Below are 24,228 nucleotides of genomic sequence, written 5' to 3'. Positions count from 1 at the left end.
GGAAAATGCCGTGCCCGATCGCGACCCGCCCGCCGACGGACGAGCCGACCGTTATGTCAGTTTCGCTAAGATCGATTTCGAGGCGAATATGGCCGCCGTCCTGAATCATCTGCGCCGCTATATCGATGACCCGGCTCATAGCAACGCCTTTTGGGACCGCTTCAAGGAACGACTTGCCAAGGCAGAGGCCGATGCGGTGCCGGTTGCCGATAAGCTGCTGCTCTTGCACGCCCACACCTATTACATGGTCGAGCTGTTCGAAGAACACAAAGACGCTGATGCTCTGGCGGCGCTCATCAAGCTGGAAGACGAGTGTTTTTAGGCCGCAGCTGTGGCGGCTTCCGGGGGTGCGGCTGGAAGCACCAGCACGACCGTGCAGCCCTTGCCAGCATCGCTTTCGAGCCAGACTTTTCCGCCATTGAGTTTGACAAGGCCGCGCACCAGCGACAGGCCGAGCCCCGTGCCGCCTTCGACACGATCAAACCTCGCATCGATCTGATTGAAGGGCGAGAAAACAGCCTCCAGCCTGTCCTTGGGAATGCCACGACCATTATCGATGCAGCGGATCTCTACCCCGCCCTCCTCACCTGGCTCAGCCAGTAACGCAATCTCGCCGCCAAGCTGGGTGAACTTTACGGCATTGGAAAGGATGTTGAGCATGACCTGTTTGAAGGCGCGCTCGTCGACATAAAGCGGCGGCGTTTCTGGGGCGATCTCGGTACGCAAAGATTGCGATTTTTCCCGCAGCTTCGCCGTCATCAACCGTGCGACAACATCCAAGGCCTGCGAGACATCCACGCGGCTCTTCTGCACATCCATCCGGCCCGCCTCGATTTTGGCGACATCGAGAAGATCGTTGATGAGGCTGAGCAGATGCAGCCCGGAATCATGGATATCGCAGGCATACTCCCTGTACCGCTGCGAGCCCAAGGGTCCGAAACTCTCCCCCGACATGATCTCGGAAAAGCCGATGATGGCATTGAGCGGCGTACGCAGCTCATGGCTCATATTGGCAAGGAAGGCGCTCTTGGCTTCATTGGCGCGCTCGGCCGCATCGCGGGCAGCCGCCAATTCCCGAGTCTGTAGTGCAAGCCGTGCCTCGCTTTCGCGCAGTTCGCGTTCGGCTCTATCGCGCCGGGTTTCATGAATAAGCAGCGTGCCAAGGGCGGTGGCAGCCATGATCCCGGCAAGAATGGAAGCAGAGGCGCAGTCCCGCGCCGCGGCTTCACCATAGACAAGCCCTGTCGCGGCGGTGGCAGAGAGGCCGAGCAACACGCCGAAAGCCGGCAGATGCAGGTAAGAGGCCCGGCGCTTATGCCCCGCAAGGCTTAAGGCGAAGCGCCCTGCCAACCCCGCCAAAGTGGCGAAGAGCGAAATGGCGATGCTCACCAGATCCAGACGCTCAGCGCTCTGGGCTGAGACGAATTCCGCGGCAAGGGAGAGCGTGAAAGCGATCAAAGCGGCAAGCGGGCTGACCAGAAAGCCCACGAGCCCCAGAAGCGCAGAGTCCGTGCCCGTCAGCGCCCCACCACCGACATGGATGGGAAGCAAGAGAGACAGCGAGGTCGAAAGCCCGAAGAGCACGCCTACCGCGGCGGACCCCGCCCAGGAATGTTTGGGAAAGAGACGGCTGGCATTTCGATACACCTGTCCAAACGCCACCACCGCGACGGCAAAAACCGCCACGTTCTCCAGCGTTTCCAGGATTGTGATCTGCCAATAGATGTTCATCCGTCCGCCGCTCCAGGACGATTAACCCTAGGCGGCAAAGCATTGATGCTTTCTATCCGTGTACAGAGGGAAACTACTTATACGCGCCACCGGACTTTTCGGCCACTCTCGGCCCGCGCGAGAGGTCTTTTTACCGATCTTAACGGGCGCACACGGATTATACGAAGGCACAACAATAAGGCGCCCGCCATGAGACAGCATTTCAACGCCATCGGGCGTGGCCTCGCCTTACTGGCCTTCGCCGTGCTTCCCGCATGGGGCGGGGATCTTGCTGCCAAGTCCACCCCCGGGGTCTTCTGGATCGTCTGGGGCAATGCCAGCGCGAAATACGTCACCGCCGATGAGCCAAAAGAAGGCGCCGCCCAAAGGGTTAGCGTGATCCCCAAGCCGAAAAACCTCTGGGACGCGGGCACGGTGACGGCTGTTCCCATGGCGGTGAAGAAGGGCGATGTGCTGATTCTCAAATTTGAAGCCAGAGCGCAGAAGCCAGCCGAAGGCAGCGATCTTGTGATGGTGACAGCGCAGATTTATGAGGCTGGTGTTTCGGGCCGGAATGTCAGCCGCGAAACCCATTGCATCCTCGGCAAGCAATGGCGGACATATTACGTCTCGGGCACCGCAAAACGCGATTACCCTGTGGGCACACTGAGCGCGGGTATGCTCTTGGGCAGCGGGGAACAGGTGATCGATTTTGGCCGGGTCACGATTTTGAACATGGGGCCAGGTTTCGACCCTAAGCGCCTGCCGCGCGGCTGAGGATGGACTTGCCCCCAGCCCGCTGCTCTGCCACATCACCCCCATGACGGATTTTTCCATCGGCGGTGTCGCAATTGGCATGCGGGCTTTGGTGGCCCCCATGAGCGGCGTTTCGGACCTTCCCTTCCGGCGGGCGGCGGCGCAGCAGGGCGCGCGCTATGTCGTGACCGAAATGGTGGCCGCAGATCAGCTCGCGCAAGGCCGCCGCGATGTGGTGCAGCGCGCCGCCATGGATGAGCCTTCCGGAGAGGCGCTCAACATCGTGCAGCTTGTCGGGCGTGAGGCGCATTGGATCGGGCTTGGCGCAAAACTCGCGGAAGAGGCAGGCGCCGACATTATCGACCTCAATATGGGCTGTCCCTCCCGCGAGGTGACGGGCGTTCTCTGCGGCGCAGCTCTGATGCAAGATCTCGACAAGGCCGAGCGGCTAATTGAGGCGGCTGTCAGCGCCACCACGCGGCCGGTTACCTTGAAGATGCGTCTGGGCTGGGATGATGCAAACCGCAACGCGCCCGAGCTCGCGGTGCGGGCGGAAAATGCCGGTGTTAAAGCGCTGACGGTACATGCGCGCACCCGCAATCAGTTTTACAAGGGAAGCTGCGATTGGGCGGCGGTGGCCGCCGTGAAAGCGGCAACGCGCCTGCCGGTGATCGTGAATGGCGATATCGTTGATGACGTCTCCGCACGCCAAGCCCTTGCGCTATCGGGCGCGGATGCGGTGATGATCGGGCGCGGCGCGTGTGGACGTCCTTGGATCGCAGCGGCCATCGATCAGGCGCTGAACGACAACCGTCCGATGCAGGAACCGGCAATGCAGGAGCGCCTTACCATCGCTCTGGCGCATCTTCGCGATACGCTAGACTTCTATGGCGAGCGCTTCGGGCTGCGTGTGTTCCGCAAACATCTCGCCGCCTACATCGAGCAGGCTCCCTATCCGGCAAACGCAGAGGCCCGGCGCGCCGCCAAGGTCCGGCTGTGTCAGCTCGCGACACCCAGAGACGTCGAGACCGAATTGTCCGCGCTTTGGAAGCCGGTCTGCTGATCAGACGCTTCTTCCGTGACAACCGTGAATTCCGACAGGTTCGCCGAGCCGAAAGCCATGCTGATGGCGGTATCGGTTGCATCCATACCGCGCGCCACCAAGATGCGTCCGATCCGCGGCTCGTTATGGCGGGCATCAAGCGTGTGCCAGGCGCCACCAAGATAGACCTCGAACCACGCCGAGAAGTCCATCGGGTTGGGATCGGCTGGGACGCCGATATCGCCGAGGTATCCTGTGCAATAGCGGGCAGGGATATTCATGCAGCGGCATAGCGTGATGGCGAGGTGGGCGAAATCCCGGCAGACGCCGACACGCTCGGCATAGGCGTCAAACGCGGTGCGGTCGTTGCGGGCATAGCCGTAGCCGAAAGTGAGATGGTTATGGGTGTAATTGAGGATCGCCTCCACCCGTGCCCATCCCGGCGCGACATTACCGAATAATTCCCAAGCGATGGTCATCAAGCGCTGGGTATCGCAGTACCGGCTGCCCATGAGGTACATAAGAATGTCATCGGGCAAACTATCCACCGGCGCCTCTGGGGCGCCAATCGGCAGAAGCTCGTGCAAGCCGCTGTCCTCTATCAGGAAGTCATTGGTGAAGGTAATCTGCCCCACCGGCGCGACAAGGCGCGTGCAGGTATTCCCGAAACGGTCCTGATAGCGCCGCAGAGGCACCTCCGGAAAAGCTCGGAAATTCTCCGGCGCGAGCAAATCTGCTTCCCGTTCGGGACGCACATTAAGCAAAAGCAGCATCGGCGTCGGGGCCGTACACGTGAAGGAGATCGAAAAGCCAGCGCGAATGATCATAGTCGCGAGACTGCCGCTACGCGTTGCGCTTTTTCAGGCTTTCCGTGCATTACATCACCCTCCTGATACATGCAGAGCGCAAGAGAACGGGTGTAGGGACAAGGCCAACGCCCCTACCCGGCGCTGCAAGACAACGCGAAATGGGTAAGCGCGTTCCCCGCCTTTGTGTGCATCCTCTATGATCCCCAGCCAGAAGGCCGATTGAAGCAAATGAGACGGGTGCCTTCGGTAAAACCCCGGCCAAGCTGAAACAGAGGCAAGCCGGCCAAAACTTGATGGTTGAGCCATCAACATGCGGGCGGCACCATCAGCAGGGCTGATGGGGTGACCCACGTGGTAAATTCTGCCGACATTCATGCCTGGACGCAGGATTGCGCTTCGGAAGTCTACACCTGCAAGTTCCGCATAGGTGCCTCGCAGAAAAGAGTGCCTTATTTCCGGGCAAAAGAGGGATTTTGAGGGGGCATCGGTCTTTTTGCCGCTTGCGCCGCCTACAAACGCGAATATGTTCCGCGACCTTCGCGAGCGTCGCGAGGCATGGCGTCAGCCGCCGTGAAACAACCGGGAGCGAGCCCGTCTCGTCACCATTCTTTGAGCGAACATATCGCTGTCCTGCCTGCCTCTGCTACGCCGGCGCAACCTGATAAATTCAAGCGTAATCTGGTCCTCACCATAGGTGCCTTGGGCATCGTTTATGGCGATATCGGAACCAGCCCGCTTTACGCGCTGCGCGAATCCGCTTTGGCGGCCGGACGCCATGTGGCGCTCGCCGATGCGATCATGGGCGTGACCTCGCTGATCGTCTGGGCACTGATCCTGGTGGTGACTGTTAAGTATGTCCTCCTGATCATGCGCGCCGATAATGATGGCGAAGGCGGCATTCTGGCTCTTGCCTCGCTCGCCCATCGCTGCCACCGCATGAGCCGCAAGGCCAAGATGGCCATCGCCATGGCGGCGATCTTCGGCCTCGCGCTGTTTGTCGGCGACGGCATTCTGACGCCTGCGATTTCCGTGCTCTCGGCGGTGGAAGGACTTTCGGTCGAAAGCAAAAGCTTCGAACCCTTCGTGCTGCCCTTGTCGCTCTTCATCCTGATCTGGCTGTTCCTGTTGCAATCGCGGGGCACGGAACAAGTGGGCCGCCTCTTCGGCCCGATCATGGTGGTGTGGTTTTTAGTGCTGGCCGCGCTGGGGCTTGGCTCCATCACCAAGACGCCGCAAATCCTCTACGCGCTGAACCCCGTTTATGGCCTCAACCTCTTTGTTGAGGAACCGTGGACGGCCTTTGTGGCGCTCGGCTCCATCGTGCTGGCGGTGACGGGCTGTGAGACGCTCTATGCCGATATGGGTCATTTCGGCAAAGGCCCGATCCGTTTTGCCTGGCTGTGCTTTGTCTTTCCGGCGCTGGTGCTAACCTATTTCGGCCAAGGCGCGGCGATCCTACGCGATCCGGCCAACGCCCCGATCGCCTTTTATTCGGTGGCACCGCATTGGGCACATTATCCCCTGGTGATCCTGGCCACCATCGCCACCATCATCGCCAGCCAAGCGGTGATCTCGGGCGTTTATTCCATCACCCAGCAGGCGGTGCAGCTCGGCCAGTTTCCGCGCATGGAAATCCGCCATACCTCGGCGCATGAGTCCGGCCAGATCTATGTGCCGCGCATGAACCTCTATCTCTGCATCGGCGTGGTGCTGGTGGTGTTGATCTTCCGCACCTCCAACGCGCTGGCGGCGGCCTATGGCATCGCGGTGACAGGCGTGATGGGGCTTTCCACCGTGCTGGTCGGCATCGTCGCCATCAAGCACTGGCATTGGAAGCCTATTTTCGTGCTGCCGGTGTTCGGTCTTTTGGCTCTGATCGATTTCGCCTTCCTCGCCTCCAATGCGCTGAAGATTTTCGATGGCGGCTGGCTGCCCCTCTTCATGGCCTTCTGCGTGTTCGCGGTGATGGATACCTGGCGGCGCGGACGTAAAGCGCAGGCCGACCGCCAGCGCGACCATGCCATCGCCCTTTCGACCTTCATGACCAGCGTGGACCGCATTCCAGTGCGCGTGCAGGGCACAGGCGTGTTCCTGGCGCCGCGCCAGGATTCGGTGCCGGGCCAGCTTTTGCACAATCTCAAGCATAACCGCATGCTGCATGAGCGGGTCGTGCTTCTAACCGTACAGGTCTGTGAAGTGCCGACGGTGACGCCGGAAAAACGGCTAGACGTGGAAAAGCTCGGCAAGGGCTTTTATGCGGTGCAAATCCGGCATGGCTTTTTCGAAACGCCGGACATCCCCAAGGCGCTTTTGGAAGCGCGCAAGTTCGGCCTTGCCATCGAACCGGAAATGACGAGCTATTTTCTCGGCCGCTACACCATCGTGGAAGCCGAGCAGCCCGTCTTGGGGCGCTGGCGGCTGTGGCTTTATCGCTGGCTCGCCGCCACCGCACTGGCGCCCGCGCGCTACTACCACCTGCCGCCCAACCGCGTGGTTGAGCTGGGCGCACAGGTGGAGCTCTAAAGGGCGGTTAGCGCCGCCCGCCCACTTCATCGAGATGCTTGAGCAGATCCTTGGGATCTTCATAGACGCGCATGGCGCCGGAACGCTCAAGCTCGTCCTGGCCATAGCCGCCGGACAAAAGCCCAACACCGAGGGCGCGGCAACGCAAGGCCGCCAGCATATCCCAGATCGAATCGCCTACGACGATGCAGCTCGTGATCGGCACATTGAGCTTGCCCGCCGCGGTCAGGAACAGGTCCGGGTCGGGCTTGGCGTATTGCACCATGTCGCGCGTGATCACGACATTCTTGGAAGGATCGACGCCCAAGGCATCGAGATTGGGCTTGGCGGTCTCGAGCCGGCCCGAGGTGGCGATGGCCCATGGAATGCCGCCCTCGCTGAGCGCCGCGAGCAGTTCTTTGGCGCCCGGCAGCGGCTTCACCATGTGCACGTTGCGGTTATAAGCAGCGGCGTGGCGCTCGCGCAGGCGGTTCAAGAGCTCCGGCGTGGTAGTGAGACCGGTCTCACGCAGGAACTGATCGACGAACAGGCCCCCGCTCATGCCGATCTTGCGGTGAATGCGCCAGACGGAGAGATCGACGCCTTCGGCATCCAGCGCCTCCATCCAGGCCAGCACGTGCTGGTACACGCTGTCGACCAGCGTCCCGTCAAGATCGAAAAGGAAGCTTGTCTGGATGTGCATAGGCTCACCTCTGTTGTCGAATGGACCCGAATAATAGCGCCCGAACGCGAAAGCCTCGTGGCGCTCCGGCCCCATGCGACATAATTGTCGCCTGCGTGGCCGAGGCAAACACACTGCACTAAAATTCCGGCTCGGAAAACCGGAACCACAAAATCTGGAACGGGGGAGATTGCTATGCGGATTTCGATTAAAATTCTTGGCCTTGCCGCAGTTCTGGCGGCAGCACCAGTGACGGGCTGGCACAGCGCCTATGCCGGCTCAGCGGCCGCCGATGACGCGGAAATCGCCGCGCTGGATCTGGAAGCAGCGGGCAAATTCGACGACGCCGTGCTTAAGCACCGCGAAGCTTTGCAACTGGCGCCCAAGAACAAATCCTTCAAGGAAAACGCGGCGCGCACGCTGAACTCCGCCGCCGTCGCCAAACACGAGGCCAAGAACGATGCCGCCGCCGTGGCCTACCTGGAAGAAGCCCTGACGCTGATGCCGAACTTCCAGGCCGCCAAGGACAATCTTATGGCCATCAAAGGCCAGAAGACCAATGCCGATGGTATTGCTGCGCTGAAAGCGGGTGATTACGCGGGCGCTGTGGCCAAATTCGAGGAAGTCTTGAAGGTACAGCCCGACAATAAGTCGGCGCGCATCAACCTCGATGTCGCTCAAGCGCAATTGCTGATGAAGGATGATCCGGCGGGTGCGGTGGAGAAGCTGAAAGATGCCGTGTCGCTCGATCCTGACCGCCAATTCCTGAAGGATAAGCTCGCCGACGCCCAGAAGGCGGTGGAAGCCAAAGCTGCAGCCGAAGCGGAAGCGGCCAAAAAAGCGAAGAAATAAGCGTTTCCTGAAAGCTGATAAGAAAAAGCCCCCGCCTTTCGGCGAGGGCTTTTTTGTTGGCTTAACTGTGGGCCTAGAGGTGATAGGCCTTTTTCGGCAGATCGTAAGCAAGCGCCTTGGCGACTTCGACCGCCTCCTCTTCCGGCAAGCGCTTGGTGGCGACAAGCTCGGCGAGATAGACGCAATCCATGCGGCGGGCGACGTTATGGCGAGCCGGGATGGAGAGGAAGGCGCGGGTATCGTCGTTGAAGCCTGCGGTGTTGTAGAAGCCAGCCGTTTCCGTGCAGTTGCGACGGAAGCGGATCATGCCTTCCGGTGAATCATGGAACCACCATGCCGGGCCCAGCGTCAGGCAGGGATAGTGACCAGCAAGCGGGGCCAGCTCGCGCGCGTAGTTCGATTCATCCAGGGTGAAGAGCAGGATGGTGAGATCGCTGCGATTGCCGACCTTGTCGAGCAAGGGCTTCAGATTATCGACATAAGAGGCGCGCATCGGGATATCGGCGCCGCGATCCGGGCCATAGCCCGCGAAAAGTTCCGCATTGTGATTGCGGAAAGAGCCGGGGTGAATCTGCATGGTCATGCCGTCTTCGATGGACATCAGCGCCATCTCGGTCAGCATCTGGCCGCGGAACATCTCAGCCTCGGTCGGCGTCAACGCACCCTTTAGGGCGCGATCGAGCATGCGCTGGCATTCCACTTCCGGCAAATCGGCGGTGATCGGCGTGGGATGACCATGATCGGTCGCAGTCGCGCCGCCCATTTCGCGGAAATACTGGCGGCGGTTCCTCAACGCGGCGAGATAGCCTTTCCAGGTGGCAACGTCTTCATGAGTGATCTCGGCGAGATCGGCCATGTTCTTGGCAAAGCCATCGATATCGGGATTGACCACGCCATCGGGGCGGAAGGTGGTGATGACACGGCCATCCCATTCCTTCTTGATCTTCTGATGATGCACCAAGGGATCGGTGGCGCCTTCGGTGGTCGCCAGAAGCTCGATGTTGAAGCGCTTGAAGAGGGCGCGCGGCTTGAACGCGGGCGTCGCCAGCTTCTCCTTGATCACATCGTAATAGTGATCGGCAGTCTCGCCATCCAGGCGCACGTCAATGCCAAACACGGTCGAGAAAGCGTGGTCGAGCCAGGTGCGCGAGGGGGTGCCGCGGAAGAGATAATAATGCTCGGCGAAAATCTTCCAGGCCTTGCGGCGGTCGGGCTCGGCGGTGCCGCCCTTGGGCGCCATGCCCAGTTGGGTCAGCTTGATTCCCTGGCTGTAGAGCATGCGATGGACGTAGTGGTCCGGCCAGAGAAAGAGGCTGGTCGCATCCTCGAACGGCGTGTCGTTCGCGAACCAGGACGGGTCGGTATGGCCATGGGGAGAAATGATCGGAAGATTTTCGATCTCGGCGAAGAGCCGGCGCGCAATGTTACCGGTAACGCCATCAGCTTGAAAGAAACGGTCGGGATCGAGATGGAGGGGCTTGGACATGGGGAAGTTCCTGGGCTCGGACCCTGGCTGGGTCACTGTGGTGTAACTAAACAGCCCGCCAAACGAATGTCTATTCACGACAGTCTACCGGTGGCAACGCATCGCAAGGCCGGCCGGGCGCTGTTACGATGCCAGAATATTCGTGCAGGCTAGGAGGGGCAACAGATGAAAGGCTTTTGGGCCAAAATCCGCGGCCCGGCGGGGCCGCTGGTCGAGCGCCACACGCTGGTGGTGCGCCTTTCCCACTGGATCAATGCCGGTTGTCTCATCGTCCTTTTCATGAGCGGGCTGCAGATTTTCAATGCCCACCCGGCGCTTTACTGGGGCAAAACCTCCGATTTCGACCACCCCCTGCTCTCCATGACGGCTGAGGAGGGGGCGAATGGGATCAAGGGCGTGACCACTATCGGGGACCGCGCCTTCAACACCACGGGGCTGTTCGGCGCCTCTGAGAGCGAAGGAATGGTCACGGCGCGCGGCTTTCCCGCCTGGGCCACCCTGCCCGGCCCGCAATGGCTGGCGATGGGGCGGCTTTGGCATTTCGCCTTTGCCTGGATCTTCATTCTCAACGGGCTTGTTTTCGCGCTTTGGGCCGTCGCCCGCCGACATCTGACCCGCGACCTCCTTCCCAAAGGGGAGGATTGGCGTGCCCTGCCGCGCGATATTCTGGATCATCTCAGGCTGCGCTTCGCCCACACCGCCCGTTACAACGTGCTGCAAAAGATTTCCTACACGGTCGTGATCTTCGGGCTTGGGCCGCTCGTCTTACTGACCGGGCTCACCATGTCGCCGACCATGGATGCCGCCGTGCCTGGACTATTGGCGTTGTTTGGCGGACGGCAAAGCGCCCGCACCATTCACTTTCTCTGTGCCTTTTCGTTTTTCGGATTTTTCCTCATCCATATCGCCATGGTGATTTTGTCGGGCGCCTGGAACAATTTGAGATCCATGATTACGGGCCGGTATCGGGTGACGGAGGAAGACCATGGCTGAGGAGCGCAATGATGGTCGTCGTAAATTTCTGACCCGCGCCGGGGCGAGCCTTGGCTTACTCGGAGTCGGCCTTGCAGGCTGCTCGCGGCTTTCCGAAAAGCGGTGGGTGTCTGATCTCTTACATGAGGTGGAACATCTGACGCGGCGCGCCCAGCGGCTTTTCGCAGGCGGCCATGCCTTGGCGCCGGAATTCAGTAAGGCCGATATCGCGCCGGTCTTCCGCGCCAACGGCACGCTTCGCCCCGAAGGGGAGAATTATAGCAGCCACGCCGCAAACGGTTTTAAGAACTGGAAGATTCCCGTTATGGGCTTAGTGGAACGGCCGCTGTTACTGACCCTGGATGCGCTGAAAGCCTTTCCCGCCCGCACGCAGATAACGCGTCATGATTGCGTTGAGGGCTGGAGCTGCATAGGGCAATGGAAGGGCACACCCTTGGCGAGCGTTCTGGCTGCGGCAAAGCCAAAAGCGGCGGCCCGTTACGTCGTCTTTTACTGCGCAGACAATATGGCCGGTCCCGAGGAGGTACCACAGCTTTATTACGAGAGTCTCGACCTTCTCGAGGCCACGCACCCGCAAACAATTCTCGCTTATGAGCTTAATGAACGGCCATTGCCAATTGCCAATGGTGCGCCGGTGCGACTTCGGGCGGAGCGCCAACTCGGCTATAAAATGGCGAAATACATCAATAAAATCGAGCTTGTATCGGCGCTTGATGGTATCGGCGGAGGCCGCGGCGGCTATTGGGAAGACCAGGGCTATAGCTGGTATGCGGGAATCTAAGGGGTGATCCCCCTTGAAGGGGAACAGATGAAACCCGATATTCATCTCGGCGTTGCACATTGTCGACTTAGTGTGCGGCGCCAGATGATGAGAAGGTCCCAGTGGGGTTATGATGCGACAGCAGCTTTTGGGTATGGTGGCGATGGCCGTTTTGGTCGCGGGTTGCGCGCAGACGAGCGACCCAGCTTCGCTTGCCCAGAATGACCCCTATGAGCCGACCAACCGCGCCATCACCCGGCTCAATACCAAGATCGACAACAATTTCGCCAAGCCGGTGGCCAAGGCGTACAATTACGTCGTGCCCCAGCCAGCCCGTACCGGCGTGCACAATTTCCTGACCAACCTCGATAAGCCCGTGGTTTTCGCCAATGACGTTCTGCAAGGCGAAGGCTCACGTGCGGGTCAGACCATGTTCCGCTTCGTGGTCAACACCACGCTGGGCATCGGCGGTCTTGTCGATGCGGCGAGCATGATCGGCATTCCCGACCACGATGAGGATTTCGGCCAGACTCTCGGCGTCTATGGCGTCGGCGAAGGCCCCTATCTGGTGCTGCCCTTCATGGGCCCGAATCCGCCGCGTGATCTCGCCGGCCGCGTAGCCGACACCTTCATGGATCCGACCACCTATATCCGCTTCCATGGCTCCGACACCTGGTATGCGGTGCGCTCCGGCGTTTCGATCCTGGATTTCCGTGCCCGCAATATCGATACGCTGGATCAGATCGAACGTACCTCGATCGACGTCTATGCCACAACGCGCAGCCTCTATCGCCAGTATCGCAATTCAGAAATTCGCAACGGCATGCCCGATACTTCGGACGGCGACACGCCGGATTTCTAAAAATCGAACACCGCATAAAAGAAAAGGCCCCGATGTCCGGGGCCTTTTTTATTGGCGGGTTACTCCGCCGCATCCTGAATGGGATCGCCCAGGAGACGGGCGTAGAAGCGGTTCCAGCGCCGCCCGGCCCAAAGCCGGAAGCGATCCATGTAGAGATAAATGACCGGCGTCGTGTAGAGCGTCAGAAGCTGGCTGACCATCAGCCCGCCCACAATCGCGATACCGAGCGGCTGGCGCAGCTCTGCGCCGGTACCAAAGCCGAAAGCCAATGGCAGCGCGCCCAGAATGGCAGCGAAGGTCGTCATCATGATCGGGCGGAAACGCAAAAGACAGGCTTCATAGATCGCCTCGCGCGGGGTGAGGCCGCGGCGGCGCTCCGCATCCAATGCGAAATCCACCATCATGATGGCGTTCTTCTTCACGATGCCGATGAGCAGGATAAGACCGATCTCGGAGATGATGTTGAGATCGATGGCATCGTTGAACTTGCGCGCCACCAAGAGTGCGATCAGCGCGCCGAGCCCCGCAGACGGCAAGGTAGAAATGATCGTGATGGGATGGATCAGGCTCTCATAGAGCACACCCAGGATGATGTAGACCGCGATGATGGCGGTGAGGATGAGAATGCCCATATTGCCGGTGTTCTGCTGGAACAGCCGCGCATTACCGCCGAACTCGCCATGGATGCTTTGCGGCACATGAAGATCAGCCATGGTTTTGTTGATGGCCGCGACCGCATCGCCCAGCGTCTTGCCTTTGGCGAGGTTGAAGGAAATCGTCGTCGCCACGAAGGGGCCTTGGTGACCGATGGAGAGCGGCGTCAGCCCCGGCCCATAGCTTGTGAAAGCCGAGAGCGGCACCATGGTTTCTTTGGAAGTGGAAAGCGCCGAAGCCGTGGAGGCGGAGCCGCTCACGGTGGAGACCAGGGCGTTGAGCTGCTGATTGCGGCGGCTATCGGCGGAGGCATCCGCCGTCGTGCCCGCAGCCGTGGAGCCGGCCGGCGCCGTCACCGTGCTTGCCACCGCAGCGGTCGCCTGGCTGCCCGACACCGCACCGCCCGCTTTGGAAACATAGATGTCCTTCAACGTTTCCGGGCTCTGCCAAAATTCCGGCGCCACGCCCATGACGACATGATACTGGTTCATGTCTTCATAGATGGTCGAAACTTGGCGCTGCCCGAAGGCGTCGTAGAGGGTCGAGGTGATCTGAGTGGTGGAAATGCCCAGCCGCGCTGCTGCCTGACGGTCGATGGAAAGTTGCACCTCGAGCCCGGCATCCTGACGGTCGGAGTTGACGTCCTCGAACTCCGGTAAGGCAGACAAGGCGTCGACAATCTTGGGCACCCATTTGTCGAGATCTTCGATGCTCTCGCCCAGCATGGCATATTGATAGAAAGAATCCGATGAGCGCCCGCCGGTGCGGAAATTCCGCGCGCCCATCAGGCTGATGCGCGCCCCCGCGATGCCGGTGAGCTTCTTGCGCAGACGATCGACCACATCATCGGTCGATAGCCCGCCACGGTCATTGATCGGCTTAAGCTGGATGAAGACCGAGGCCGAATTGGTGCCGCCCCCGCGCGGGCCACCGCCACCGCCGGTAAAGCCCACCACGCTTTGCACCGCCGGGTCCTTCGCGATGATCTGGACAAAGGACTGAAACTTGCCCTGCATCAATTGGAAGGAAATCGACTGATCAGCGCGGATATTGCCCTGGATTTGGCCGGTATCTTCGGCGGGCATCAAACTGGTGGGCATCTTGCCAAAGAGGAAAATGGTCAGCCCCAGCGTCGCGAAGAAGCAGAACACGAAGACACGCGGGTTGTTGAGCGCCCAGCCGAGGCTGCGCGTATAGACGCTGCGCATGGCCTCGAAGAAGCGTTCGGAAGCATTGAGCAGCCAGCCTTGTTTGCCCTCGCCATGCTTAAGGTCGAGATGGCCGCAGAGCATCGCCGTGGTGGTAAGCGAAATCACCATCGAGATCAGCACCGAGGCCGCCAGCACCACCGCGAATTCCTGGAACAGCTTGCCGATGGGGCCGCCATAGAGAAGGATCGGGATGAAGACCGCGATCAGCGACATGCTCATGGAGAGGACGGTGAAGCCGACCTCGCCGGTGCCGACCAGCGCCGCCTGCAGGCGCGGCATGCCGCCTTCGATATGGCGTGTGACATTTTCCAAGACCACGATGGCGTCGTCGACCACGAACCCCGTCGCTACGGTCAGCGCCATCAAGGACAGGATGTCGATGGTGAAGCCCGCGATATACATCACCCCGAAAGTGCCGAGGATGGAGAGCGGCACCGCCACGGAGGGGATGATGGTTGCGCGCCCGTTGCGCAGGAACAGATAGACCACAACCATCACCAGGAGCACTGCGATGCCCATGGTGATCTGCACATCGGTGACCGAGGCACGGATCGAAAGCGTGCGGTCGTTGGCGACATCCACATGCACCGCTGGCGGCAGCGAGGCCTGCAACACCGGCAGGACCTTCTTCACATTATCGACTGTCTCGATGATGTTGGCGCCAGGCTGGCGGGTGAGGATGACCAGCACCGCTGGCTTGCCATTGGCCATACCAAGATTGCGAATGTCCTCCACGCCGTCACTGACATTGGCGACATCCTGGAGCCGGACCGCCGCGCCGTTACGATAAGCAACGATGAGAGTCTTGAAGTCATTGGCGGTGCGCGCCTGGTCGTTGACATAGACCTGATAGCGCTTGGGGCCAACTTCGAGGGCACCTTTGGGGGCATTGGCATTGGCCGCGCTCAAGGCGGCGCGCACGGTCTCAAGACCGATGCCGTATTTGAAGAGCGCGCGCGGGTTCAGATCAACGCGCACCGCCGGCAAGGAGGAACCGGAGACCTGCACCTGACCGATGCCGGAAACCTGGCTGAGCTTCTGCGAAAGGATGGTGGAGGCGGCGTCATAGATTTGGCCCGGCGTCAGCGTGTCCGAGGTCAAGGCCAGGATCATTACCGGCTGGTCCGCCGGGTTCATTTTGCGATAGGTCGGATTGGACCTGAGCGCGGTGGGAAGATCAGCCCGCGCCGCCACAATCGCCGCCTGCACGTCGCGCGCCGCCCCATCGATGTCGCGCTTCATATCAAACTGCAGCACGATGCGGGTGGAGCCGGTTGAGGACGAGGACGTCATCTCATTGACGCCCGCGATGGTACCGAGATGGCGCTCCAGAGGTGTCGCCACGCTGGTCGACATGGTTTCGGGACTCGCCCCCGCCATGCTCGCCTGGACGAATATGACAGGCATGTCGACGCTGGGGAGTGGCGCCACAGGCAGGAGGAAATAGGCCACCAATCCCGCCAGCGCCAAACCCATCGTCAGAAGCGTGGTGGCGACCGGACGCTCGATGAAGGGGCGGCTGAGATTCATGCGGCAGCCCCACCCTTGCGACGGCGGAAACGCGTCACCATCTCATCGAAGTAAATGTAGACCACCGGCGTCGTGAAGAGGGTCAGAAGCTGGCTGACCAACAACCCACCGACGATGGAAAGCCCGAGCGGGTGGCGCAGTTCAGAGCCCGTGCCCGATCCGATCATCAAGGGCAGAGCACCCAGCATGGCGGCCATGGTGGTCATCATGATGGGACGGAAGCGCAGGAGCGCGGCTTGATAGATCGCCTCGCGCGCGGTTTTGCCTTCATGGCGTTCAGCCTCGAGCGCAAAGTCGATCATCATGATGGCGTTCTTCTTCACAATACCGATGAGAAGAATGATGCCGATGATGGAAACGATGTTGAGCTCGTTACCGGTGACCATCAGGGCGAGCAGTGCGCCGATGCCGGCAGACGGCAGGGTGGAGAGGATCGTCACCGGGTGAATGAAACTCTCATAGAGCACGCCCAGCACGATATAGACCGTAACGATGGCGGCGAGGATCAGGAGCACCTCATTGCCGAGTGTCGACTGGAAGGCGAGCGCCGAGCCCTGGAAGGCCGAATTGATCGAGCCCGGGATCTTCGCATTGGCCTCAGCCTTCTTCACCGCCTCCACCGCCGTGCCAAGCGCATAGCCGGGCGCCGCGTCGAAGGAGATGGTGGCCGCCGGGAATTGGCCGAGATGGTCGTTCTCGAGTGGCGCGAGCTTTTCCTCGACCTTGGCAATAGAGGAAAGCGGCACCTGCCCGCCACCGGAGGACGGCAGATAGATGTCGTTCAGCGCGGCGAGCGATTTCTGCTCGGGCCCGCCCGATTCCAGGATCACGCGATACTGGTTCGACTGGGTGAAGATAGTCGAGATGATGCGCTGACCGAAAGCGTCATAGAGCGCGTTATCGATGGTAGCCGCGGTAATGCCGAAACGGGCGGCACTGTCGCGATCCACATTGATATAAGCCGAAAGTCCCTTATCGGTGAAATTGCTCGAGACATTGGCAAGCTCGGGCTGCTTCTGCATCTCGGCGACGAGGCGCGGCACCCACTGGTTCAAGACCGCGGTGGAGGCATCTTCCAGCACGATGCTGTATTGCGCCCGACCGACCGTGGCGTCGATGGTGAGGTCCTGCACCGGCTGCAGATAAAGCGAGATGCCGGTAACGCGCTTAGAGGTGTCCGAAAGCCTTGCCAGAATATCGGAGAAGCTGGAGGAGCGATCTTCCTTGGGTTTCAGATTGATCAGGAAGCGGCCGGTATTGAGGGTAGTGTTGGTGCCATCCACGCCGATGAAAGAGGAAAGCCCGGCGACGTCGGGGTCTTTCATCAGTTCGGCGGCGAGCGCTTCTTGGCGCTTGCTCATCTCGGCAAAGGAGACGGTGGGCCCGGCCTGGCTCATGCCCTGCACCAGCCCGGTATCCTGCATCGGGAAGAAGCCCTTGGAGATCACCGCATAAAGAAAGACGGTGAAGACCAGCGTGCCGACTGTAACCATCAGCGTGAAGCGCTGGTGATCCAGAACCCAGATCAGGCCGCGGTCATAAGCCGCGACCAGGCGCTCGTAATATTCTTCCGATTTGCGCGCGAGGGGGCTCATCGGGCGGTTCTCGTTCCTATGGCGCAAAAGCTTGGCGCAAAGCATCGGCACGAGCGTGAGGGATACCACCGCCGAGATCAGGATGGTGATGGCGAGCGTGACGGCAAATTCGCGGAACAAGCGCCCCACCACCTCTTGCATGAAGAGGAGCGGGATCAGCACCGCGATCAGCGAAATGGTCAGCGACACAATGGTGAAGCCGATTTCGCCCGCGCCCTTCATTGCCGCCTCGAACGGCGACATGCCTTTTTCGAGATAGCGGGTGATGTTCTCGATCATCACGATCGCATCGTCGACCACGAAGCCCGCCGCGATGGTGAGCGCCATCAGTGACAAGTTATTGAGCGAATAGCCGAAGAGATACATCGCCGCGAAAGTGCCGACGATGGAAAGCGGCACCGAGAGCGAGGGAATGAAGGTCGCCGAGACGTTGCGCAGAAATACGAAGATCACCAGCACGACCAGCACGACGGCAAGCGCTAACTCGAACTGCACATCGGCAACCGAGGCGCGGATGGTGTTGGTACGGTCGGTGACGACATCAACCTGAACCGAGCCGGGCAGCCCCGCCTCGATATCCTTCAGGATCGATTTCACCTTGTCAGCGACCTGGATCACATTGGCGCCCGGCTGGCGCTGAATGTTGAGAATGATCGCAGGCGTGGTGTTCATCCAGCTCGCGAGCTTGGTGTTCTCGGCGCTGTTATCGACGCTCGCCACATCCGAGAGGTAGACCGGTGCGCCGTTCTTATAGGCAACCACGATCTTCTTATAATCGTTGGGGTCTTGGATCTGGTCGTTGGCGTTGATGGTGTAGGAGCGGCTCGGCCCGTCGAAACTGCCTTTGGGGGCGTTGGTATTGGCGTTCGAAATCGTGGTGCGAAGATCGTCGATATTGAGGCCGTAATGGGCGAGCGCCTGGATATTGGCGCGCACACGCACGGCGGGACGCTGGCCGCCATTGATGGAGACAAGGCCAACGCCGGAAATTTGCGAGATCTTCTGCGCGATACGAGTTTCGGCGAGGTTCTCGAGATCGGTGAGGGTTTTGGTCTTGGAATGAACGGCAAGCGTCAGGATCGGCGCGTCAGCCGGATTGACCTTATTATAGATCGGCGGGGCCGGAAGGCTGGAGGGCAGCAAGTTGCTGCTGGCATTGATCGCGGCCTGCACTTCTTGTTCGGCGATATCGAGCGACAGCGACAGATCGAATTGCAAGGTGATGATCGAAGCGCCGCCCGAGGAGATGGACGACATCTGCTTCAAGCCCGGCATCTGGCCGAACTGGCGCTCCAATGGCGCGGTGACGGAGGTCGTCATCACGTCCGGACTGGCACCCGGCAGAAAGGTCTGCACCTGGATGGTGGGATAATCCACCTGGGGCAACGCCGAGAGCGGCAGGAACTGATAGCCGAGCACGCCCAGGAGGAAGATGGCGATCATCAAAAGAGACGTCGCCACCGGGCGGGTGATAAAAGGCGCTGAAGGGTTCATGGCCTTTATCCGCCCTTACGGTCCGCCCGGGGGACGGCCGCCAGGACCACCGCCTGGGCCGCGGCGGCGCATCGATTTCATCGCGGTTTTGCAGGTGTCGGAAACATCGTCGCGATGCTCTGCCATGCACATCATGGCTTCACGCCCGGTCGCGCCCGCGCAGTATTTCTTGAGATCGGCGCCGCAAGCCGCGAGGAATTTGGCGCGGCGCTCGGCGCGTTCCTTTTCGCTCATGCCGGAGGGCGCGCCCGAACCAGACGGCGCCGCCACATCCTTCACGGCCTGGCCGGTCGGGATCGAGACTTCAGCGCCATCGCGCAGACGATCACCGCCATCGGTCACCACGGTTTCACCCGGATTAAGTCCGGAGAGCACTGCCACCTTATCGCCCTGCTGCACGCCGGTCTTGATGGCGCGCATGGTGACGACCTTTTTGGACTTATCGGTATCGTCGTTGCGGACGACAAACACAAAGGTGCCGCTGGCGCCACGCTGCACGGCGGCAGCCGGAATGATGACCTGACCCTGCAGCGTGTTTACAAGCAGGCGGACATTAACAAACTGATTGGCAAAAAGCTGGCCGTCATCATTGGCGAACATGGCGCGCAGCTTCACCGTACCGGTCGAGGTATCGACATAGCTATCCACCGCCGTGAGGCGGCCGGTGGCGAGGTGCTCCGCCTGGGCGCGATCATAGACATCCACCTGCATCCCCTCGCCCGCGTTGAAGCGCTCGAGCACGGCATGGACCTGATCTTCGGGAATGGTGAAAAGCACCGAAATCGGCGTGATCTGGGTCACGGTAACAATCGCGGTGGTCTGACCGGCGCTGACGAAATTGCCGACATCCACACCACGAATACCGGCGCGCCCCGCCACAGGTGACGAAACCTTGGTGTAGCCAAGATTGACCTGGGCCGAGGTGACATTGGCCTGATCCGAGATCACCGTGCCTTCATACTGTTTGACGGCGGCAATCTGGTTATCGACATTCTGCTGGCTGGTCGCATTGGCTGCCATCAGCGATTTCTGACGCTTCAATTCGAGGCGCGCATTGGCGAGGCTTGCCTGATCGCGCGTGAGAGCGCCTTGGGCCTGACTGAGCGAGGCCTGGAAGGGGCGCGGATCAATCTCGGCGAGAACATCGCCAGCCTTCACCATCTGCCCTTCTTTAAAAGAGAAGCGGATGATCGTGCCCGAAACTTGCGGACGGACGCTGACGGTGGCGAGCGGGGTCACCGTGCCAAGCGCATTGAGCGTCACATCAATCGGGCCTTTTTGCACCGTGGCGACGCCTACCGGCTGCGGACCGCCCATCATGCCACGCGGCATGGAACGGGATTTGCCGGGCAGTATCCACCAGACAAACAACGCCACCAGAAGAACAATCAGCAGAATCCAAAGGATCTTTGGCCCGCCCGGGATATGGCGCGAAACCCAGCCCTTTTGCTCCTGCGGCGAGGTGCCGAAGCGGTGGCGGGCTTCATTGAAATTACGGCGCGCCTGATCGGCTTCGAAATTCTGGTTGCTCATGCTCGGTCCGGATGCTCGGCTCATAGGCTGTCTAACGGAGCGGCAGCGCCAACCCGTCGGATAGCAAAGGAATTTCCGGTCACTTTGTCGTAATTGTCGCGAAAGAAGAAGGGCGCCCGGATTTCTCCGCGCGCCCTTGGTATTCGCATGACGATAAATTTACCGCGCCAGCCTTACTGAGCGGCGGGGGCGGCAGCCGGAGCCTTGGCCTTTGCCTTGGTCAGCTCGACGAGCGTGTTATGCGCTTCGTTGAAGCCATCCAGCGAAAAGACCAGATTGAATTTACGGCCATCAACGGTGACGATCTGGGTTTCGGCTTTGGTCGCCTTGGAGAGCTGGCCGATCACATCATCGCCCACCGCCGCCTCAACATAGCAGCCCATCTGATCGCAGCGGCGATACTTCAGGACCGGCGACTTGTAGGTGTCGGCATTGATGACAAGGCCGTTCTGGATCGAGATGCCGAGCGGCACCGAGATCTGCAGAATGTGGGCGTTGCGGGCCGGAACATAAGCCAGAAGAACGCCGAGGATGCGCTGGCCAGTCTTCTTGGCGACGCGCACTTCGATCATTTCGCACGGCGACGGCGACGGCACCGGGAAGCAGCGAACCGTCCAATCCTTGAACAGCTTCTCTTCACTCGGCTGCATGGGCTTTTGCGGACCGGCATCCTGCGCGATGGCAGGCGCGGCGAGGAGCGCTGCGGCAAAGGCAAAGGCAATACGGAAAGATTTCATGACCACAGTCTCCAGAACCAGGAGGAACGCTTCGCTTCGAAGTTCTTGAACGCCTTACGCGCGTCGGCAAAACCCTTCGTCGAGAAGGGCAGCTGCACCGTCTTGCCATCGAGACGGGCGACCGAGATGGCCGCGTCATCGGTGGTGGCGACCGACTTGATCAGCGCTTCATCCGCCGGGACGGTGGCCAGGCAGCCGCCTTCCAGGCAGGTCTTATAGGGATAGGTCTTGAGATCGTTGCCGAACTTCAGACCGACGCCCGGCTCAAGCAACACGCCAAGCGGCACGTTGACGGCCAGAACGGTCGATTCTTTCTTGGTGTCCTTGGCCACTTCCTTGAAGAGGACCAAGCTCGCCACCGACTGACCGGACTTGGAGTCGATGATGTCCTGGCTCATGCGGCAGTTGGCATCTTTGTCCTTGCGGGCCGGGCAAGACAGGCGCCAGTCCTGATAGACCAGCATGGAGGGCACGTCGGGGGCGCCGGCCAGCACGCCGCGGCCAACCCAGCCCAGCAATGCTGCAACGACGAAAATGCCCGCACCAATCGCCGCCTGCTTGGCGATGGGGGGCAGCCCGCCAACGAAGCTCGTACGCGTCGGCGGAGGAGACAGTTCGCTCATGGGAGTTCGCTTTGTTACGGTGGATCGAAACGGGGATGCTGATAGCAAGACCGGCGCATCGCGTATCCATATCTTGCCGCAATCTCAATAAAATAATTCGACAGGTTAATCTGGCGGACACAAAAAAGACCCCCAGTGGGAGCCGATTGCGTCAAAGTTTTCAGCAACTTACGCGGCCAAAATGAGCCCTTTGGCGGCAACGCTCATTGCGACTAGCGAGCGCAGTGCGCCGTCCAATTGGGCCTGCGCGGCCTTGGCGGGCGCATAAATCACAACCGAATCCGCCAAATGGCCGAGTTTAGGCCAGGGTCCCGGGATCTGGGGCACAGGGGCATCGATCAGAATCAGATCGAAATGCTGCTTCAGGGCCAGAAGGAGCCCATCCGCCCGGGGATCGGCCCAAACCGGCCCGCTCGCCGCCATCACCTGAAGATGGGTGCGCTGGTCCTTGCGCAGGAGCGAGGCCAGCGGCTGGCCAGCCAGATAGGCGGAAAGCCCGGTTTGCGGGCTTGCCGGAACCAAGCGCCCAAGATCAGCATCCAAAAGCACGGTGCGCACGCCCCGGGTCGCCGCCACCCGGCCAAGCGCCAAAAGAGCTACTGATTTGGAGGCCTCGGCCGCCGGCGCGGCGACCGCCACCACCCGCCCCACTGCATCGCGATGGGGCATCAGGGCCTCTAAAAGCGTATTCAGCGCCAAGGCATAGGGAGAAGCCGGGTTATCTAAAACCCAATCGGCAAGGCGCATGTCGGCCGAACCGGCCAATTCGGCCAGAACGGGCGGAAGCACCACTGGCTTGGCGGGCTTTTGCGGTGCCGCGCCGCGCGGGCGCACGAAATTCCGAGCGGCGCGGTCAAGCTCGGGGCTGAGAGCGGAAGTGCCAGCAAGGGCCATGGCGGGGGCTTGGAAGGGCTGCATGGCAGGCCGGGGCGCTACCACCCGTTCCGGCGTGGAACGGGGCGCCAGCGGGGCTCCGAACCGTTCCAGGACCAGGGCCAGAAGAACGCCGAGAAGAAGCCCGCCCGGGAGCGAGGCTGCGATGAAGAGCTTGCGATGCGGTGCGGACGGCGCCACCGGCACGGGCGCGGTCGAGATCACCTCAGCCTCGGGGAGCTGGATATCATCCTGATCCTGAACCGCGCGAAGGCGCTGCACAAAGCTTTCATACATGGTGCGGGTGGAGGCGAGATTGGCCTGCATGGCATTGAGCCGGACACGCGATTGCGCATCCTGGCGGGCTTGGCGGCTGACACGGGCAAGGCTCGCCTCGATGGCACCAACATGGGCCTTGGCGACGGCGAGATCACTTTCCATGGACCCGGCGATGCCCGTGACTTCGCGATCGATCTTGGCGGCGAGGTCGCGTTTTTCGTTGCGAATGGCGGCCATCTTGGGATGGTTGGGGCCATAACGGGAGGCCAGATCGGCTTCCTGGCGCACAAGCTCGGCCTCTTGAGCGCGCAGATCGCCAATCATCTTATTGGAGACGACGGGGGTCACCGCCGCACCATTGCCGGTCTTGGCGAGCGCCGCGACCCGATCATACGCCGCGCGCTTCTCGGCAAGCTCGGATTGGGCATTCACAAGCTGGGTATTGATCGCCACCAATTGCTGATCCGTGAGCGAGGTGCCGGGCTGGGATTCCACAATGTCGTGCTCGGCTTTATAGAGCTCGATCGCCGATTCCTGCTGCTGCACCTGGGTGGCGAGCTGATGCATGCGTTCGGTGAGCCAGCCTGCCGCTTTGCGCGCCGCCGAAACTTTGGCGGCGGTGAGGGTCTCGGTATAGCTCTCCGCCAGCGTATTGGCGATCCGTGCCGCTTTTTCCGGGTCCTTGGACGTGAAGGTGACTTCGATCGACGTCGAGACGCCAAGGCTGGAGACATCCAGGCGGGAGAGAAAGGCCGAAACGATCTGATCGCGATTGCCGGGTCCGCTGGCCGCAGGAGCGCCGCGCAAGAGCTGCAAGGGATTCAAGCTCTGCCCGCCGCCAAGCGCCGGATTGAATTCTGGATCAGCATCCAAATGCAATTTTTCGATCACCTTCAGCGCAAGGTCGCGCGAAGCCAGCACATGGATCTGGTTCTGGACCGAAGAGGGGTCGGTTGGCAGTGACGACAGTACCGTTGCTGCATCGGCCACCGCATTCTTGCGCTGATCCAGCATCACCACCGCCGAGGTGGAATAGAGCGTCGGCAGAGCGAACATCACCACGGCTGTCGCAACCAACACGGCCAGCGTCACGAGACGGATGAGCCCCGCCCGTGCCCGCACCACGCGCACAAAATCACCAAAGCCGAAAACGGCTTCGGGAGGCGCGGTCACAGCCTTGTTTGGTTCGTGATTAGACATGCATTCGCCAGCCTGCCCAGCGATTTAAGGGCGCAGCGCTGAGGA

General features: G+C 60.8%; 18 protein-coding genes. 8 read left to right on the top strand and 10 right to left on the bottom strand.

The window, feature by feature from the left end:
• Window positions 1-10: 10 nt before the first annotated feature.
• Window positions 11-322 (top strand): N(2)-fixation sustaining protein CowN, encoded by a 312-nt coding sequence (gene cowN, locus FHS83_RS09090; protein WP_208414345.1) that lies wholly within the window; start codon window positions 11-13, stop codon window positions 320-322.
• Here cowN and FHS83_RS09085 read toward each other — a convergent pair.
• Entirely contained in the window at window positions 319-1,731 is a 1,413-nt protein-coding gene (locus tag FHS83_RS09085) for a sensor histidine kinase (RefSeq protein WP_167082669.1), read from the bottom strand. The genes cowN and FHS83_RS09085 overlap by 4 nt on opposite strands.
• 189 nt (window positions 1,732-1,920) lie before the next feature.
• On the opposite strand from FHS83_RS09085, the gene FHS83_RS09080 reads away from it, so the two are divergent.
• Both FHS83_RS09080 and dusB read left to right on the top strand, forming a co-directional pair.
• Entirely contained in the window at window positions 1,921-2,487 is a 567-nt protein-coding gene (locus tag FHS83_RS09080) for a hypothetical protein (protein WP_167082668.1), read from the top strand.
• 43 nt (window positions 2,488-2,530) lie between these two features.
• Entirely contained in the window at window positions 2,531-3,529 is a 999-nt protein-coding gene (gene dusB, locus FHS83_RS09075) for a tRNA dihydrouridine synthase DusB (RefSeq protein WP_167082667.1), read from the top strand.
• Here the strand turns inward: dusB and FHS83_RS09070 are convergent.
• Complete coding sequence (locus FHS83_RS09070; protein WP_167082666.1) at window positions 3,466-4,335, bottom strand: transglutaminase-like domain-containing protein; 870 nt, start codon at window positions 4,333-4,335, stop codon at window positions 3,466-3,468. The genes dusB and FHS83_RS09070 overlap by 64 nt on opposite strands.
• Before the next feature lie 591 nt (window positions 4,336-4,926).
• Between FHS83_RS09070 and FHS83_RS09065 the strand changes: the two genes are divergently transcribed.
• Complete coding sequence (locus FHS83_RS09065; RefSeq protein ID WP_208414343.1) at window positions 4,927-6,840, top strand: potassium transporter Kup; 1,914 nt, start codon at window positions 4,927-4,929, stop codon at window positions 6,838-6,840.
• Between the two features lie 7 nt (window positions 6,841-6,847).
• On the opposite strand, the gene FHS83_RS09060 is transcribed toward FHS83_RS09065, so the two are convergent.
• Window positions 6,848-7,522: an HAD family hydrolase gene (locus FHS83_RS09060; RefSeq protein WP_167082664.1), complete on the bottom strand. Its 675-nt coding sequence runs from the start codon at window positions 7,520-7,522 to the stop codon at window positions 6,848-6,850.
• 174 nt (window positions 7,523-7,696) lie between these two features.
• Here FHS83_RS09060 and FHS83_RS09055 point away from each other — a divergent pair, with 174 nt between their 5' ends.
• Entirely contained in the window at window positions 7,697-8,353 is a 657-nt protein-coding gene (locus FHS83_RS09055; RefSeq protein ID WP_167082663.1) for a tetratricopeptide repeat protein, read from the top strand.
• A 73-nt stretch (window positions 8,354-8,426) separates the two neighbouring features.
• Here the strand turns inward: FHS83_RS09055 and uxaC are convergent, their stop codons facing one another.
• Window positions 8,427-9,839, bottom strand: a complete 1,413-nt coding sequence (gene uxaC, locus FHS83_RS09050) for a glucuronate isomerase (RefSeq protein ID WP_167082662.1) — start codon at window positions 9,837-9,839, stop codon at window positions 8,427-8,429.
• 165 nt (window positions 9,840-10,004) lie between these two features.
• On the opposite strand from uxaC, the gene FHS83_RS09045 reads away from it, so the two are divergent.
• The 3 genes from FHS83_RS09045 to FHS83_RS09035 all read left to right on the top strand — a co-directional run bounded on the left by FHS83_RS09045 (window position 10,005) and on the right by FHS83_RS09035 (window position 12,454).
• Window positions 10,005-10,832 (top strand): cytochrome b/b6 domain-containing protein, encoded by an 828-nt coding sequence (locus FHS83_RS09045; protein ID WP_167082661.1) that lies wholly within the window; start codon window positions 10,005-10,007, stop codon window positions 10,830-10,832.
• Entirely contained in the window at window positions 10,825-11,613 is a 789-nt protein-coding gene (locus FHS83_RS09040) for a molybdopterin-dependent oxidoreductase (protein WP_167082660.1), read from the top strand. The genes FHS83_RS09045 and FHS83_RS09040 overlap by 8 nt, the downstream gene beginning before the upstream one ends.
• 109 nt (window positions 11,614-11,722) lie before the next feature.
• Entirely contained in the window at window positions 11,723-12,454 is a 732-nt protein-coding gene (locus FHS83_RS09035; protein ID WP_167082659.1) for an MlaA family lipoprotein, read from the top strand.
• Window positions 12,455-12,513: 59 nt separating this feature from the next.
• Here the strand turns inward: FHS83_RS09035 and FHS83_RS19380 are convergent, their stop codons facing one another.
• The 6 genes from FHS83_RS19380 to FHS83_RS09005 form a co-directional block, all read right to left on the bottom strand.
• On the bottom strand, window positions 12,514-15,849 hold the full coding sequence (locus FHS83_RS19380) for an efflux RND transporter permease subunit (protein ID WP_167082658.1): 3,336 nt from the start codon (window positions 15,847-15,849) through the stop codon (window positions 12,514-12,516).
• Window positions 15,846-18,938, bottom strand: coding sequence for an MdtB/MuxB family multidrug efflux RND transporter permease subunit (locus tag FHS83_RS09025; protein ID WP_167082657.1), 3,093 nt, complete (start codon window positions 18,936-18,938; stop codon window positions 15,846-15,848). Before FHS83_RS09025 ends, FHS83_RS19380 begins: the two co-directional genes overlap by 4 nt.
• Window positions 18,939-18,953: 15 nt before the next feature.
• Entirely contained in the window at window positions 18,954-20,471 is a 1,518-nt protein-coding gene (locus tag FHS83_RS09020; RefSeq protein WP_167082656.1) for an efflux RND transporter periplasmic adaptor subunit, read from the bottom strand.
• A 173-nt stretch (window positions 20,472-20,644) separates the two neighbouring features.
• Window positions 20,645-21,208, bottom strand: coding sequence for an invasion associated locus B family protein (locus tag FHS83_RS09015; RefSeq protein ID WP_167082655.1), 564 nt, complete (start codon window positions 21,206-21,208; stop codon window positions 20,645-20,647).
• The gene (locus FHS83_RS09010; protein ID WP_167082654.1) at window positions 21,205-21,831 is read right to left on the bottom strand and encodes an invasion associated locus B family protein; all 627 of its coding nucleotides are present in this window, start codon (window positions 21,829-21,831) and stop codon (window positions 21,205-21,207) included. Before FHS83_RS09010 ends, FHS83_RS09015 begins: the two co-directional genes overlap by 4 nt.
• A gap of 168 nt (window positions 21,832-21,999) precedes the next feature.
• Entirely contained in the window at window positions 22,000-24,183 is a 2,184-nt protein-coding gene (locus FHS83_RS09005; RefSeq protein WP_167082653.1) for a GumC family protein, read from the bottom strand.
• Window positions 24,184-24,228 lie beyond the last annotated feature (45 nt).

It is taken from the genome of Rhizomicrobium palustre, assembly GCF_011761565.1.
Taxonomy (GTDB): domain Bacteria; phylum Pseudomonadota; class Alphaproteobacteria; order Micropepsales; family Micropepsaceae; genus Rhizomicrobium; species Rhizomicrobium palustre.
The sequence above is the reverse complement of the archived record's forward strand: the minus strand, read 5'-3'. Positions and strand labels throughout refer to the sequence as shown.